The organism is Acinetobacter sp. ANC 3929 (genome assembly GCF_000369405.1).
In the GTDB taxonomy this organism is placed as follows: domain Bacteria; phylum Pseudomonadota; class Gammaproteobacteria; order Pseudomonadales; family Moraxellaceae; genus Acinetobacter.
In genome coordinates this window covers 996,051-1,012,372 of sequence record NZ_KB850000.1, presented here as the reverse complement: position 1 = coordinate 1,012,372, position 16,322 = coordinate 996,051, and the positions used below count along the sequence as shown (strand labels likewise).

16 protein-coding genes are annotated in these 16,322 nt (G+C 39.2%); 9 read left to right on the top strand and 7 right to left on the bottom strand.

The features are described 5' to 3' along the window. The first annotated feature begins 65 nt into the window (after positions 1 to 65). From F909_RS03520 to F909_RS03530, 3 genes are read left to right on the top strand one after another with little or no spacing between them, the layout of a single operon-like run. Positions 66 to 710, top strand: a complete 645-nt coding sequence (locus F909_RS03520; protein WP_228129404.1) for a hypothetical protein — start codon at positions 66 to 68, stop codon at positions 708 to 710. Then, positions 711 to 1,070 carry a hypothetical protein gene (locus F909_RS03525; RefSeq protein ID WP_005153579.1) on the top strand — a complete coding sequence of 120 codons (360 nt, stop codon included), beginning with the start codon at positions 711 to 713 and terminating at the stop codon, positions 1,068 to 1,070. A gap of 40 nt (positions 1,071 to 1,110) precedes the next feature. Then, a complete protein-coding gene (locus F909_RS03530; protein ID WP_005153577.1) occupies positions 1,111 to 1,470 on the top strand; it encodes a hypothetical protein in 360 nt (119 codons plus the stop codon). Between the two features lie 72 nt (positions 1,471 to 1,542). Here F909_RS03530 and F909_RS03535 read toward each other — a convergent pair whose 3' ends face one another. Continuing rightward, complete coding sequence (locus F909_RS03535) at positions 1,543 to 2,538, bottom strand: glycosyl transferase family protein (RefSeq protein WP_005153574.1); 996 nt, start codon at positions 2,536 to 2,538, stop codon at positions 1,543 to 1,545. Between the two features lie 247 nt (positions 2,539 to 2,785). Between F909_RS03535 and F909_RS03540 the strand changes: the two genes are divergently transcribed. Further along, positions 2,786 to 3,931, top strand: a complete 1,146-nt coding sequence (locus tag F909_RS03540; RefSeq protein WP_005153571.1) for an acyl-CoA dehydrogenase family protein — start codon at positions 2,786 to 2,788, stop codon at positions 3,929 to 3,931. Positions 3,932 to 3,983: 52 nt separating this feature from the next. Here the strand turns inward: F909_RS03540 and F909_RS03545 are convergent, their stop codons facing one another. Beyond that, positions 3,984 to 4,607, bottom strand: coding sequence for a hypothetical protein (locus F909_RS03545; protein ID WP_005153569.1), 624 nt, complete (start codon positions 4,605 to 4,607; stop codon positions 3,984 to 3,986). A 105-nt stretch (positions 4,608 to 4,712) separates the two neighbouring features. Beyond that, complete coding sequence (locus tag F909_RS03550; protein ID WP_032878228.1) at positions 4,713 to 5,660, bottom strand: alpha/beta hydrolase; 948 nt, start codon at positions 5,658 to 5,660, stop codon at positions 4,713 to 4,715. Between the two features lie 191 nt (positions 5,661 to 5,851). On the opposite strand from F909_RS03550, the gene pheA reads away from it, so the two are divergent. From pheA to F909_RS03570, 4 genes are all read left to right on the top strand, one after another. After that, the gene (gene pheA, locus F909_RS03555; RefSeq protein WP_005153565.1) at positions 5,852 to 6,961 is read left to right on the top strand and encodes a prephenate dehydratase; all 1,110 of its coding nucleotides are present in this window, start codon (positions 5,852 to 5,854) and stop codon (positions 6,959 to 6,961) included. Between the two features lie 127 nt (positions 6,962 to 7,088). Continuing rightward, the gene (locus F909_RS03560; protein ID WP_005153562.1) at positions 7,089 to 9,338 is read left to right on the top strand and encodes a bifunctional prephenate dehydrogenase/3-phosphoshikimate 1-carboxyvinyltransferase; all 2,250 of its coding nucleotides are present in this window, start codon (positions 7,089 to 7,091) and stop codon (positions 9,336 to 9,338) included. Between the two features lie 290 nt (positions 9,339 to 9,628). Next, positions 9,629 to 10,012, top strand: a complete 384-nt coding sequence (locus F909_RS03565) for a hypothetical protein (RefSeq protein ID WP_005153560.1) — start codon at positions 9,629 to 9,631, stop codon at positions 10,010 to 10,012. Positions 10,013 to 10,115: 103 nt separating this feature from the next. After that, a complete protein-coding gene (locus F909_RS03570) occupies positions 10,116 to 11,576 on the top strand; it encodes an aminoacyl-histidine dipeptidase (RefSeq protein WP_005153558.1) in 1,461 nt (486 codons plus the stop codon). A gap of 19 nt (positions 11,577 to 11,595) precedes the next feature. Here F909_RS03570 and rtcA read toward each other — a convergent pair whose 3' ends face one another. The 4 genes from rtcA to F909_RS03590 form a co-directional block, all read right to left on the bottom strand. Further along, entirely contained in the window at positions 11,596 to 12,651 is a 1,056-nt protein-coding gene (rtcA, locus tag F909_RS03575; protein ID WP_005153557.1) for an RNA 3'-terminal phosphate cyclase, read from the bottom strand. A gap of 258 nt (positions 12,652 to 12,909) precedes the next feature. Then, complete coding sequence (locus tag F909_RS03580) at positions 12,910 to 13,368, bottom strand: DIP1984 family protein (RefSeq protein WP_005153556.1); 459 nt, start codon at positions 13,366 to 13,368, stop codon at positions 12,910 to 12,912. A 4-nt stretch (positions 13,369 to 13,372) separates the two neighbouring features. After that, positions 13,373 to 14,233 carry a DUF5677 domain-containing protein gene (locus F909_RS03585; protein ID WP_005153555.1) on the bottom strand — a complete coding sequence of 287 codons (861 nt, stop codon included), beginning with the start codon at positions 14,231 to 14,233 and terminating at the stop codon, positions 13,373 to 13,375. Between the two features lie 4 nt (positions 14,234 to 14,237). Then, the gene (locus F909_RS03590) at positions 14,238 to 15,506 is read right to left on the bottom strand and encodes an RtcB family protein (RefSeq protein WP_005153553.1); all 1,269 of its coding nucleotides are present in this window, start codon (positions 15,504 to 15,506) and stop codon (positions 14,238 to 14,240) included. 524 nt (positions 15,507 to 16,030) lie between these two features. On the opposite strand from F909_RS03590, the gene F909_RS21435 reads away from it, so the two are divergent. Continuing rightward, positions 16,031 to 16,321, top strand: coding sequence for a hypothetical protein (locus F909_RS21435; protein WP_005153551.1), 291 nt, complete (start codon positions 16,031 to 16,033; stop codon positions 16,319 to 16,321). Position 16,322 lies beyond the last annotated feature (1 nt).

The following is a 16,322-nucleotide window of genomic DNA, read 5'->3' as shown; positions in this document are numbered from 1 at the left end:
ATTTACGGAATTAGGTCGCCCACTTACCCAAGTTACGCCTTAAATTTGGCTCAATTAGGGGCGCTTTGCATTTCAAATCTTTGTGCAACAAAGCCATTGGAAGGCTAAGTATAAAGCCTGATCTAAAAGGTGCACGTCTGGTTCATAATTTTTATGATGATAAAGAAGTTGCAAGAATATCTGCTGTTGACTGGATTACAATGGGAAGTTTAAGAGATAGCTCTAATTCGGTTACAAAGTATAATCAAGCAGAAGCGGTTGGATGGATATCAGATAAACTAAATGGTTTAACAGCATTTACAATGCCAGATGAAATAAAAAATTGGTTTTCTTCGATAGGATATAGTGTTCCTTTATACCAAAGTTTTATTCGACAAAAGGTTCCAAGAAATGTTGATTGGCTTGATGTCTTGAGAAGTCTTTCATCTTATCCATCACAAGATTATTATTATGTTTTATTAACTGTTGGAGCTATAACTCAAGGTGGCTCAGATCTACCTTCTGTAGCAATTGGCCCTTCACATTATATTGTAATTAACTCAGATTTAAAGACAGACACAGGGGTTGTTAATAAACTTACCTCTGATGATACTATCGTTAATGCTACATGTTTTAACTGGGGTAAGCAGGATAGAATTAAATCTGTTAGCTTAAAGACTTTGAGTCGGTTTATTTGGGCCATTATTGTTGTAAAAAGAGAGTTAAAATAGATGAAGAAATTTGTAGCACTAACATTTTTATTTCTATTAGGTTGTTCTAATGTAAACAATGATGTTTTTTTGACAAAAGAAATTCCAGTAGGGAAAGTTGGAACACCTTATTTTGCAGAAATAAAAATGAAAGAGTATCGTGTGATTGAGGACACTTTTCTTGTAGAGTCGAATGTAGATCAAAAAAGTGGTTTAGTTGTTTCATCAGATCAAGGAGAAAAAGAGTTCGCCCCTCATGCTTTGACAATAATTAAAGGGATACCCAAAAGATCTGGTATTTATAAAATAAATATTTCTGGGACTGTTAGGGATGGATTGAAAGACTTTAATAAGGATTTTGTTTTAAAAATTGAGGACTAGAAAAATCATGTATAAAATGGATGAAGTGATTGTCAAATAAATGATGAAGATAAGTATTGCTTATGTACTTATTTCTATTGCTCTTTTGATGGGTTGTAGTAAAGGGTATAAAATAGAGCCTAACGAGTTGCCTAATGCTAGAGTAGGGCAACCATATCAGCAGAGCTTAATAATTACAGGGGGTAAAGTAGAGGATAAATATTTTCATCTAAAAACAAACCTTCCAAATAATATTCGTATTGTGATTGAACCTAGCAATGAGCTCGATGGGTATAATAATATCAGTATAAAAGATACTCCGAAATATTCTGGAAAGTTTTCTATTGAAATTTCTACAGGTTTTTATAGTAAAGGTGATGATGAGTTAAGTAAAACTTATGATTTTATAATAAGTGAATAAACTCTAATTTTATCAATTTTTATATTTAGCAAATAACCCAAGGTTATATAAATAATCTTGGGTTATTTTTGATTAGAAACGACTATTCCACAACGATTTGGCTTTATTCATTGCATCATCATAGCTACTAACCACACCCATGGTATATAGTGCGATCCCCATTGTTTCGATCACTGCCATTTCTCCATATTCATGCGTTTGTTCACCCAACCAAACCGCTTTAAAGACTGCAAGATCAAGCTCTTCTTCAATCGGGCTACGGTCTGGTGTCAATTTTGGTAGTTCATGTTCATATAACTCACCATTTTTAATCCCACAGATTAAAGTTTTGGCATCAGGATTACGTTCAAATTCACCACCTTCACCCTTAATCACAGCACTATTTTGATACCCCAAACGGAAAGCAGTTTGCTGGTGTGATGTTCGATAAGCAGGGTGGAAAATTGCTTGTAAGGTTGCTTTGGCATTAAATGGATTAATCAAGCGTGCCAAGGTATGAATCGGAGAACGTAATCCCATCACATTTCTCAGTGAGATTAACTCGCTTAAAATTGGTGAGATGGCTTCAAGAGGAAGATAGGCAAAATTATGCTGTTCAAGCTGTTCACGAACCTCTTGCTCATTTTGGCAAATCGAATAACCTAAATATTGGAGAACTTGTTCCGTATAAACACGGTTAATGGTATGGCCAGATGCACCATGCATTACAATCTTGTAACCATGATGAGCTAAAGTCAGTGCAGCCAATAAAAACCAAGGGTAGTGTTTACGTTTGCCCGCGTAAGAAGACCAGTCAAGATCAACTTTAAGTGGCTGGAAATTAAGTTGGTCACGGGTGGCTTGTACAAAACCTGCAAGTTCATCAACTGATTCTTCTTTCACGCGAAGTAGCATTAAGAATGCACCTAATTGCACATCTAGTACTTCACCTTTTAAAATCATGCTAAATGCTTGATAGGCTTCTTCATAACTGAGCGAACGAGAACCTGTTTTGCCCTTACCTAAAATACGAACATATTGAGCAAACGGATGTTCTACGGTCTTATAAATATTACGTTTAGTGTTCATGGTCGTATTTGAGGTAGTCGCAAAGAATAAAATTAATATGACATAAAATTGACTTATTTAGCGTAAAAAATAAGAGAGGCTGATTAATGAGTAAGCGGTTGTGGTTTAAAGATGGACGATGCAAACAAAATTATTGACCGAATCAGTCTAGTGATTTGATGTAAACGGGACATGACATCCGATCTAAAAGTTATTAGCATGACTGCGAACAAATTTTTAAGAACAATGAAAGCGAAAGGAAATAATGATGTTAGCTTATGATTCAGATTTAGAACTCTTCCGTGATAACTTTAAACGCTTTATGAGCGAGCAGATCGCACCGCATTACGATCAATGGGAACGTGAAGGCATCATGCCACGTTCAGTTTGGAGTGCATTGGGCGAAAACGGATTCTTGTGTGTTGATGTACCAGAAGAATACGGTGGTTATGGCGTGTCAACCCATTATTCATTGATGTTGGTTGAAGAGTCAGCACGCGCAGGTTACTGTGCATTATCGACGGCAATTTCATGCCACTCTGAAATCGCGGCTCCTTATATCCAGCACATTGCGACAGAAGAACAAAAACAGTACTGGTTGCCAAAAATGGTGTCTGGTGAAGTGGTTGGTGCGATTGGTATGACTGAACCGGGTGCAGGCTCAGATTTACAAGCAATGCGTACCAGTGCCATCCTGCAAGATGATCATTATCTGTTAAATGGTTCAAAGACCTTTATTTCAAATGGTCAGCATGCTGATCTCGTGGTTCTTGCCGTTAAAACAGATCCGCAAGCACGTGCTAAAGGTGTGTCACTCATGTTGGTGGATACGCACTTAGAAGGTTTTAAAAAGGGCACTAACCTCGACAAAATTGGCTTACATTCTCAAGATACATCAGAATTGTTCTTTGATAATGTCAAAGTCCCTAAAGATCAATTGTTGGGTCAAGCAGGGCAAGGTTTTGCTTATTTGATGCAAGAACTTCCACGTGAACGTACGGCGATTGCATCTACTGCTTTAGGTGCGATTCGTGGTGCGATTGATATTACGACGCAATATGTAAAAGAGCGTCAAGCCTTTGGTCAGTCAATTTCTCAATTCCAAAATACACGCTTTGTATTGGCACAAGCGAAGATTGATGAATTAGCAACAGCCGCTTTCTATAATCAAAACGTAGCTTTATATAATGAAGGCAAATTGGATGTTGAAACTGCCGCTGCATTGAAGAGCTTTAGTAGCGATATGCAAATGAAAGTTGCAGATAATTTGCTTCAATTATTTGGTGGCTACGGTTATATGACTGAATATCCAATTTCACGTTTCTTTGTTGATGCACGTATTCAGCGTATTTACGGCGGTACCAACGAAATTATGAAAGAAATTGTGGCACGTGGCATTATCGGTAAAGCTTAATTGGTATTATCTAACAAAACAGCCTGCTTTTAAGCAGGCTGTTTTGTTTTCACTATTTACTCGGTTGTTGAATGACAGGATAGCTGTGTTGTTTAGGCAATTGCTGTAAGGCTTGATTGATCTTGCGTAGAAATTCATCGGCTTCATTTTGCCGAAAATTATCTTCCATATATTCACTGCGTTGTTGATAGCGGCCACAGCCTCGTATTTGCATATTGGAGGGATTAAATGACCAATCATTTGGATTCTTTAAGTAAATACTTAAGTCACTTTCACAGCTTTTCCATAAATTTAGAAACGCATTCGATTGTTCTGATTTAAACCCTATAGCAGGGTAGACAGAAAATCCTTTCATTTCGGGATTTGAAAACTGAATAAACCGCTCAACGGGCATACCTCCCCAAAGGATTGCGGTATTTTCAGGAAAGGCGATGCCTGTTAAGTTTTGTTCTTTTAAAGCATGGCTTTGCTGATGGGTCTGCCTAAAGTGCTGTGATTGATAGGTGAACTTGGTTTGTGGAGGGACAGGAATTCCGCGAGCATGACTACTTACAGGACTGATAAAATAAGGTGAGCGATCGGTACCATTGCAACCCGCAATCAATGGGCAACCACCACATGCTGTTAAACTGATACTGATCAAGCTCAGTAAGCCAAAGCTGAAAATTTTATGCATTGTATTTTACTGTTGTTATGACATCTTCTCGCAGTATAACCAATCTATTTTACTGAAAGGTCTAAATTTAAGCGGTACGAATAGTCCGCCTAAATTTAGCTGTATTTATTCAGCACTTTGTTGAGCGGGTTCATCAAATAGATTTGAACAACTTTGAGGCTGACAACCTGCCAACATAATGGCCTTCGGTAAGCTGGCATACATATTGGTGAGATGCTGCTCAGCAGGATGTCGATAATTCCAAAATAAGAACTGTTTTGAACCTTGCTGATTAAAATTTTGATAGAAATCATTCTGCTTTTGTAAAGATTCAGCGTCTGGTGTTGGGCCTCGACCATGCTCATGCGTACCCACTGTGGTCATCAGCATGATATTTTGAGTCTTATTTTGATTCTTTAACCAATCAGCCTGTCGGTTTAATAGGGCATAGTTGTCAAACCACAGTGAAGGGCTGGCAGCGATATAACGTTGGAACATTTGTGGTTGGCTAAAAAAAGTATGTAGAACAAACAGCCCACCGAAGGAATGTCCAAACAGGCTTTGTTGCTGTGGATTGACCTTGATTTTTGCATGAATGGCTGGCTTGAGTTCTTTTTCAATAAATTGAATGAATTGATCTGCACCGCCATAGGTGTATTTGGCTTGTTTTTGAAACTCAGCCGATGCTTTAGGCGTGTAGTCTAAAGCCCGTTTTGCTACATCAAAACTGTTTTGCTGCGGGTAGCCAATAGCGACAATGGCGACAGGGCTCAAACCCAAACGATTCGCACCACCACCAACCGATTTGGCGATATTGGCCGCACTATCAAAAGCAGCATTGCCATCGAGTACATACAATACTGGGAAACCTTCACTCGGTGCTTCACCCTCAGGAATGGAAATCTGAATCAAATAATCATGTTTGGTATATTTTGACTTTATTTCAAAGCTTTGCTGAATATTTGTTTGTGCTTTTAACGGCGGCTTGTTTGTACTGGAAGTGTTTGGCTGGGCAAAGACCAATGGTGTAGTCATGAACAGAGAAAAAGTCAAAATACCAAATTGTTTAAGCATGGGTTTATTCGCAAGCATTGAAATTTTTTAGAAATATATAATGAAAATCATTATCAATAAAGTTTGTTAATAAAAAGAGTTAAAACTCAGCGTGTTTAATAGCTTAAAGTGTTGTTATACTAGGTCGGATAATCAATTCACAGACGAATTGTAATCGATTCTTATAGATGATTTTGCTGAGGCTGCATTCAATGGTAAACGATGGACAAAACACATCGAATTCACTTAATTTAGACCAAATTCGTAACGATATTGATAGTGTTGATCAACAAATCCAAGAGTTACTCAACCGTCGCGCAACGCTGGCAGAGGCTGTAGCTAAAGCGAAATTTGCATCTGAAGAGAATCCACTGTTTTATCGCCCAGAACGTGAAGCGCAAGTGCTACGTAAGGTCATGGAGCGTAATCAGGGGCCTTTGTCTGATGCAACTATGGCGCGTTTATTCCGTGAAATCATGTCCGCATGTTTGGCACTTGAAGCTCCACAAAGCATTGCATTCTTAGGGCCAGAAGGCACCTATACGCATTCGGCTGTATTAAAGCATTTTGGTAAAGATGCTGTGGTACGTCCATTACCAACCATTGATGAAGTGTTCCGTGAAGTTGAAGCGGGCAGTGCACATTATGGTGTTGTTCCAGTCGAAAATTCATCTGAAGGGATAGTCAACCATACACTGGACTGCTTTAAATCATCGACAGTCAATGTGATTGGTGAAGTTGAACTTCGTATTCACCATCAATTCCTTGTTTCTGAAAATACCCGTAAAGACAGTATTAAGCAGATTTATGCGCACCAGCAAACCTTGGCTCAATGCCGTAAATGGTTAGATGCACATTATCCAGGGGTTGAACGTGTTGCACTAAACTCAAATGCAGAAGCGGCACGTCGTATTCGTAACGAATGGCATTCTGCTGCGATTGCATCTGATATTGCGGCAAGCATGTATAACCTTGAAATTTTACATAGCAATATTGAAGATAATCCTGAAAATACAACGCGTTTTCTTGTGATTGGTCGTGAGAAGATTCCTCAAAGCGGTAATGACAAGACGTCGTTATTGATCTCTGCACATGATCGTGCAGGTGCTTTATTGGAAATTCTTGCACCGTTTGCCAAGCATCAAATCAGCTTGACCAGTATTGAAACGCGTCCAGCATTACCTGAAAAATGGGCTTATGTATTCTTTATCGATTTAGAAGGACATATCGGTCAGGAAAATGTTGCGGCTGCATTGGAAGAGATCCGTCCAATGGTCAAAGAATTACGTGTACTCGGCTCATATCCAATCGCTGTTTTATAGGTCTATTTATTGTATTTTGAATCCCTCCCAGCCTCCCTTTAAAAAGGGAGGAGTTCCCCCTCTTTATAAAGACCTTACGAAGCGGGGTGCTTCTCAGGGGAGATTTTTACATAGGCAAATATGTTTTATGTCTCAACCATTATTTAAGAAAGTTGCATTTATTGGGCTTGGACTGATTGGATCGAGTCTCGCTCGTGTGATTATAGCAGAACAACTTGCATCTCAAATTGTGGCTTCAACACGCTCGAAAAAAACATTAGAAGATGCCAAGGCACTCGGTCTTATTCAACACGGTTATGCAACGCCTGAAGAAGCAGTTCAGGATGCAGATTTAATTGTTTTAGCCTTACCCGTTCGTGCAACGCAAAAAGTACTTGAACAGATTAAACCTTATCTTGCAGACAATGTCATTATTACCGATGTGGGCAGCACCAAAGGCAATGTTGTGGACGCAGCTAAGGCGGTATTTGGCGAAGATCTACCTGTTGGTTTCGTGCCAGGACATCCGATTGCAGGTGCTGAGCATACAGGTGTACATGCAGGTAAAGTGGATCTATTCGTTAATCATAAAGTGATTTTGACGCCACTTCCGACCAGTGCGGAGTGGGCAGTTGAAAAACTGATTCAGCTTTGGTCTGAGGCAAAAGCCGAAGTGATTTGTATGGATGTTGCTAAACATGATGAAGTGTTGGCACATACCAGTCATTTACCGCATTTGATGGCATTCAATCTAGTTGAGCAACTGGCTAATCGTGAAGATAATTTAGATATTTTTCGCTATGCTGCAGGTGGTTTTCGAGACTTCTCTCGGATTGCAGCCAGTGACCCACAGATGTGGCATGATATTTTCTTTGCCAACAAAACTGCAATTTTGAATGCTGTAAATGGCTTTGAGCAGCAATTGTCGGTTTTGAAAAAATTGATTGAACAGGAAGATTCGCAAGCGTTGATGGGGCTACTTGGCCACGCGCAAGCAGCACGCCAACATTTTAATCATATGTTAGCCAAAAAACCTTTGATGGAGAAAAACAAGGTGACACAGCAATTTACCATTTTACCGGGAAAGAAAACATTTACAGGTAAATTCACTGTACCAGGTGACAAATCTGTGTCACATCGCTCAATCATGTTTGGTGCGATTGCAGAAGGTACGACCCATGTGACAGGCTTTTTGGAAGGTGAAGATGCACTCGCAACTTTGCAAGCTTTCCGTGATATGGGCGTGAGCATCGAAGGACCTAAGAATGGTGAAGTCACGATTCACGGTGTTGGTATGCATGGCTTAAAAGCACCAGCAAGTGCATTGTATATGGGTAACTCGGGTACCAGTATGCGTTTGCTATCGGGTATGCTTTCTGCACAAAAATTTGATTCTGTAATGACTGGCGATGCCTCATTGTCTAAACGCCCAATGGAGCGTATTGCCAAACCGCTTCGTGAAATGGGTGCACTTATCCAAACCACGGGTGAGAAAGGTACGCCACCAGTGAGTATCACAGGTAGTCAAGCACTCAAAGGGATTCAATACGATTTACCGATGGCTTCTGCTCAGGTCAAATCAGGTATTTTATTGGCAGGCTTATGGGCTGCTGGTGAAACTTCAGTGACGGAACCTGAGCCGACGCGTGATCATACTGAACGTATGTTGCGTGCCTTTGGTTATGATGTGAAAACTGAAGGAAATAAGATCTCGCTTGTAGGTGGTGGTAAATTAGTTGGTACAGATATTCAAGTGCCTTCGGATATTTCATCAGCTGCATTCTTTATGGTGGGTGCTGCGATTACTGAAGGTGCTGATGTGGTACTGGAAGCGGTGGGGATCAACCCAACCCGTACAGGCGTGATCGAAATCCTCAAGCAAATGGGCGCTGACCTGACGGTTGAGAATGAACGTATTGCAGGCGGTGAACCGATTGCAGATATTCATATCAAAGGTTCAAGAACACTGAAAGGCATTCATATGCCTGAAGATCAAGTGCCTTTAGCCATTGATGAATTCCCTGCATTATTTATTGCTGCTGCATGTGCAGAAGGTCAAACCGTATTGACAGGCGCTGCTGAGCTTCGTGTCAAAGAGTCTGACCGTATTCAAGTGATGGCTGATGGTTTGAAGATCATGGGCATCGACTGTACGCCAACTGAAGATGGCATCATCATCGAAGGTAAAGGCAAATCTGGTGACTGGTCAGCGATCTTCGGGGGTGGTGAAATTGAATCACATCACGACCATCGTATTGCCATGAGTTTTAGTATGGCTGGTTTGCGTACTTCGGGTGACATTACCATTCATGGTACAGAAACAGTTGCGACCAGTTTCCCGACCTTTACTGAACTTGCAAATTCAGCAGGATTGGATTTACAGGTTGTGAATCCATAAGTTGATTTGAAAAGGCAGTGTTTAGCTTAATTAATAAGTTAAATGCTGCTTTTTTTATGTATTTATTCATAAAAAGAATTTGTGAAATACTACAATAAAACGCTTAAATAATAAAAATGATGGGTTTGAAGATGTACATATCTAATCGGGTCTAAATTTATCAATTTAGCCATAGAACTAAGACAATCAGCTAATCAATTAAAGACAATTGTATATATAATAATTCTTACCGTTCGCGTCGGATTTACTCTGTGATCCAGAGTTAAAAACATAAAAATAGAGGGAATAGCATGAAAACGTTGCAATTTATAGCAGATTGCCCAAAACATGGGGTGGTTGATCATCCACCGAATGAATGCTATATCACGCAAGAGTATGTGGCTGCATTATTGTATAAGCAATTAGAACAATACGGCTTTGATGCCCAGCATATTCGTCATGAGCATGAAAAAATTGAAGTGCGTATCGACAATCATCAACTTCCACTGTCTATTCTCTGCTCTCAGCAAGATACGGAAGGTCATATTTTGTGTGAAATATCGGCCAATCCACAGCAAGAACAAGCTTGGTTTGAAAAGATAGAGACGCAAAGCATTATTCGCCAGTTAGCTCAGGCAGTGGAAAATAGCTTAAAAGCAGAACATAGTTTTTCTCAGTTTGTTTGGAAAAGCTAAGTTCATTTTACGAATACAATCTTAAATGAAGTGATTTAACATCATGACCCTTTCGGTGTATGGTGTATATTGGTTTAAACGCTTTATTTGAGAGTACAGGTGCATGATACAGGTTGATTTTTCTAAATTATCACCCCAAAAGGTTTGGCAACATTTTGAGACCTTATGTACGATTCCTCGACCCTCCAAACATGAACAGCAGTTAAGACAGCATTTAAAAGATTGGGCAGAACAGCGCAATTTGGAAACCTATGTCGATGACATTGGTAACTTGATTATTCGAAAAGCGGCAACTGCGGGTAAAGAACAAGCGGCTGGTGTGATTTTGCAAGGGCACTTGGATATGGTGACTCAGGCAAATCGCGGAACCCAACATGACTTTTTTAAAGATCCAATTCAACCTGTATTAAAAGACGGCTGGTTAATTGCTGAAAATACCACCTTAGGTGCTGATAATGGGATTGGTGTTGCACTTGCACTGGCTGTATTAGAGTCAAATGATATTGCCCATGGGCCGATTGAAGTTCTATTAACCATTGATGAAGAAGCTGGAATGAGTGGTGCTCGTTTGCTTGAGTCAGGTGTGTTAACTGGGCAATGGCTTTTTAATATCGATACCGAAGAATGGGGTGAGCTATATCTTGGCTGTGCAGGCAGTATTGATCTAGAAGTAGGACAGCCACTTGAATATGAAACAGCACCAGGTGATTTAATCTTTGTAGATTTACTGGTGTCAGGCCTAAAAGGTGGTCATTCTGGGGTTGATATTCATTTAGGTCGTGGGAATGCCAATGTGATTTTAGCCAATTTTCTTAATGATTATTTGGCACAATCCAATGGCCGACTGGTTGAGTTTGTCGGTGGAACAGCACGTAATGCTATCCCACGTGAAGCTGTAGCAACCATTGCAATTACAATAGATCAACTGGCTGGCTTAGAAAAAGCTGTGACAGCAACAAAAGCAGAATGGCAACAAAAGTTACAAGGCATTGATGATCAACTACAAATCACCGTACAGCAAAATGCCAATCAGATAAATGACGTTATTGCCTTGCATCAGCAACAGGCATGGTTAAAAGCATTGGCAACTTGTCCATATGGCATTGCTCAATGGAGCACTGCTTTACCTGACGTGGTCGAAACATCGAATAATATCGGTGTGGTCAAACTGACTAAAGACGAAGCCAAGACCCTAATTATGGTTCGTTCGATGGTAAATCAGGAGGCGTTAGCCTTTGCACAGAACATTCAACAGCACTTTGCAAATTTCCAGATTCAATCTGAATTAACGCCGTTAGTATCAGGTTGGACACCGAATCCAGAATCGGCTGCATTGAAATGCTTACAACAAGCGTATCAATCCGCATTTAAAATTGAGCCCAATTTGAAAGTGATTCATGCAGGTCTGGAGTGTGGCATTATTGCAGAACATTATCCAGATTTGCAGATGGTGTCTTTCGGTCCTGATATTCAGGGGGCACATGCACCCGGGGAACGGGTTAAAGTGGATAGCGTAGAGAAATGCTGGACGTTGTTGGTGACGGCTTTGGAGTCGATTAAATAGGCTCCGAATAAAAAGAAGCTCATTCATGAGCTTCTTTAACATTAACCTGAAACAGTGTTTTATCCAACTCGATAAATTCAATTTTACAATCAATAAATTTTTCAATCATGGAGGCCTGAGTAAGGGTATGCTCGCTCACACATTGCGCCGTAAATTCACCGCCTTGGCCCAATGCCAAAGGTAATAGCAATTGATCTGCTAAATATTCATCCACTGTAGCTTGAGACGTAATATATTGCTTCACTTTTTCAGCCATGTGATTGGCAATCTGTTCTGCACTTTTTCGCATTTCACCTAAAGCCGTAAATAGCTGAATATGCTGTTGATGCTCAACTTTGACATATACCGTATTTCCTTGGCTTATCCCTTTTAAATGATACTGTTGTTGTGTATCCAGCTTTAGTCTTTTATTCAAAGTCGCTAATTCTCGTTGTGCGATTTGCGCTTCTTCTGAAAGATTTAATACTGCTGCAAAAGCCCCTATACTTTGCAAAGCACCACGTTCTAATAAACTTAGCCTGTTTCGATGTTGCCATGGCTGAATTTTGATGTGAATTTCACCTGCGCCAATCGGGAAAAAACCCGCTTTGTTTAATTTAAATTCAGTTTCTATTCCCAGTTTTTTTAATACGGGAAAAAAACATTGTTCAATAAAATCCGCTGTTGGTGCAAGCGGGTTATGTGTGCCACCAGAGATCGTGAGTTCACTGGCTTGATTTTGTAATAACAAAGCAGGCAAGAGGGTTTGTAAAACCAGTGTTGTGCTGCCTGCAGAACCAATTTGGAATTGGTATTTTCCACTTTGCACCTGCTGTGGCGCGAAGTACAAACGTTGGCTATGTAGTTCAGCCCCCTCAACATAAGCTTGGCTGATATTTTGGGATGCCTGTACACAGACTAAGTGCTGACGCATTAAACCTGGTTTTTTACGACCAGCACGAATGTTGATTAATTCAAATGCTTGACCTGTAATCATTGAAAGGGCAAGGGCTGTTCTTAAAATTTGCCCACCGCCTTCACCTTGTGAACCATCAATCTGGATGGTTGTTGGCATATTTGCCAAAGCTTTATTCACGTCTATTTTCCTTATTTTTTAATTAAATGAACATACTGTCAGTACATGGTAATGCGAAGTAACGCGTGACTTTGCTTTTGGCAAAGGTTTACGAAGTACATGGTGCTGAGCCTAATCAGTGAAGATTGATGCATGGCTCACATGCTGCCATAGCCGCCTGAATTATTTTCAATCCCTCAGATCGGAGTAACGCAGGATCTTGTACTCGCCCAGTATGTCCAAACTGTGATTGTGAACTAAATTCACAAAATTTATTGTCTATTCGACTAAATCAATTTGCCAGTTTGCAGCCTGAATTTTGATATTTAAATCGCGTAGTTTCGCGCTGATATCATCGGCTTGTTTTTGCAAGCTAGAAACAGGGATAACCTTCTTCCATTTAATCTCACGCGAACTATAACGATCTGGCTCACGATGAGTATTGGTAATTGCATCAATCAGAATCTTATGTTGCTCAGCATAACTATCACGTAAGCTTAATAGAGACAGCAGTATTTTGCCGTCTTCTAACTTTGCTTGTGCATTGGTCAAATGAATACGACAAATCAGTTGATTGCTTTCTTGGATTAAAGCAAATACTTGTTTGATGAGTTCATTTGGATCTTCGCTTGGTTCATCACCATCTTGTACCAAGACATTGGCATTGATCCGTTGTTTTAATGAAGCGAGCTTTTTTTGTTGATCGCTTCGAAGTAAAAGTGCTTCTGCGAGTTTCATGTGATTAACCCAATTTTCTTGCAAATGGAATTTTTAAAAAATCTTTCATAATTTGTTCGAGTTCATTATTGAATTGAACGAGATGAAAAATACTGATTGAAGCTTCAAGTAATGAATAAATACTTGAGTTTGCAAGATCAATAGATTTACTAATCATTTCTAAAGATGCTGAACTTTGAACAGGTTGTATATCTAACTTATCCTCAGTTATTTGATAATGGTAAGCTAAAGAAGATACCCCCCAATGGTGGTAATCTGAAAGAGGGATGTAATAATCGTGGTACAATTTTCCGAATTTTGGTGTTTTTGATGCCATGTCTTTAATGGACATTCCTTTTTTCCAGGATGAGTAGTATTTCCCATCTTGTTTTTTGAAAGTTTTGTCCATTTCCTCTTGATAAGGTTTTATTTGTTCAAATAATTCGTGTGGAATATCTTCTTCATTTGTTTCCGCTAAAGTAATAAATTTTAGTGTTTCAACACAAGAATAAAGTCGCCACTCTCTAATTTTTTTCGGATCATGAGATAAATAGAAAAAGTATAGTCCTCCTTCAAATATACTTCTAGATATTAGGTTTACATCTGAGTTTGAATTTTTGGCTAAATCTAAGCAAGTTTTAAAATGATTGATTAACCTTAATAATGTAATTTTGCATAAATAAGCACAATCAATCAACATGTCACCTTTGCTACATGCAGAGATCTCAATAGCTAAATTGAGGAGCCTATGTGAAATCTCTAGTTGTTTGTCAATTCTTTTTTTATAAATCATAGTTTTAACATTTTCTAAATTTAGATCTTTTGGCAGATCATCATTTGTTATATCTAAAGATATACATGCATTTTCAAAATCATTAGCATTCATGATTCTACCCCTTAACACATACTACTTGTCTTAATGTATACACCACTTCAACCAAATCCTGTTGCGCTTTCATCACATCTTCAATCGGTTTATAGGCCGATGGAATTTCATCAATCACAGCAGCATCTTTACGGCATTCCACACCTTCAGTCTGCGCAATTTGATCTTCCACTGTGAATCGACGTTTTGCTTCAGCACGGCTCATTACGCGTCCTGCACCATGCGAACACGAGCAAAATGATTCCTGATTTCCAAGACCGCGAACAATAAAGGACTTGGCACCCATTGAACCTGGGATAATTCCATACTCCCCCAAACGCGCACGGACAGCGCCTTTACGGGTCACCATCACTTCTTCGCCGTAATGTTCTTCCTTTTCCACGTAATTATGGTGGCAATTCACGGCTTCCAATCGTGCTTGAAAAGGCTTGGGAATAATCGTTGCTAAAGCTTTAATCGCAGATTGCATCATGATTTCACGATTTTTCATGGCAAAACGTTGTGCCCAACCCACAGCAAACCAGTAATCATTAAAATGTTCTGTTCCTTCAACTAAATACGCCAAATTTTTATTGGGTAAATTAATAAAGTGTTTTTGCATATCTTTACGCGCAAGCTCAATAAAATGATTACCGATGGCATTACCGACACCGCGTGAACCTGAGTGCAACATAATCCAAACGTGATCGTGTTCATCCAAACAGATTTCTACAAAGTGATTTCCTGTCCCTAAAGTTCCCAATTGTTTACGGTTATTGGTATTTTTTAGGCGAGGGTGTTTTGCACAGATGAACTCAAAATCTGCAACTAAATCAGCCCAAGCTTGATCTACCATTTCAGGTGGTGTTTCCCAAGAACCTTTATCTCGTCCACGTTTAGTCATTCCGTGTGGAATCAAACGCTCAAGCTCTGTACGTAAAGCATATAAATTATCGGGTAAATCAGAAGCGGTTAAGTTGGTACGAGTCGCCATCATTCCACAGCCGATATCGACACCGACTGCAGCAGGGATAATCGCACCTTTGGTTGGAATTACACTTCCAATCGTTGCACCTAAACCAAAGTGAACGTCTGGCATCACTGCCATCCATTTATAAATAAAGGGCATTTGTGCTGTTTGTAGTAATTGTTGTTTTGAGTTGTCATCGACAAGTACGCCATTGGTCCACATTTTCACAGGCATACTTTTTTCATTTTTCAGAACCTGATAAGCAGGTTGTTGCTGTTCTTGTTCAAATTGAGCTTGTTGGTTGATTTGTTCAACGACAGACATTTTCATTTTCCTTTCAAAGCCTGCCTGCCAAGCGTTCGCAGGCAGGTGATATTCACAAGATCCCATTGATGCTGTGTGCCTATACTATTGCAGCGAGTGTGCCAACTTTTTCAAAGCATGTATAAATAATTTTTATCATATTGATATTAAATATTATATTTAATTTAACCGAGATGCTTTGGACTTTTTTCATAAGATAAATTAAGATTTTAAATATCAATTTATATATTTTTATATCTTTTAAGATATTTTAAAATTTTGTGTTTTACTCAATTGAACAAATTTTAGTTCTCTTTCAACCTTCTCATCATAAAGGATTGCTGAGAGCATGAATTGGAAGGGAAGCTGAGATATCTCTACTCGATATTCGTTTCATTTTTATCATCGGTATTAAAACTTGATGTTTTGAGCATAGGCGGCGATAGGGATTTGATATTTTTCAGATGGATGTCAGCACTTTCAGTATGTCTTTGTATAATGGCATGTTATAACCATAACAAAACATAAATAAATTGCTCAGTCTAATGGATATTTTTCGTTATTTACTCACGATTGTTTTATTTTTCGTAGGGGTATTTTGTGTTGTGCGGTTTCTGTTGGAAGATTTTAATCTTATTTTTCTTGCACTAAGTTTAGTTTGTTTTCTATCTGCTTATTGGGTGAAACCCAATCGTGAAAATCATGATCGTAGAAATGATGCGTGGTACTGGTTCGATTTGATTGATATCTCAGTTGAGCTTGTTTATGGGATCATTACCTTACCACTTCGCCTATTACGAAGAATATTTGATTTCTTCTCACCTGATATCCCCTGAT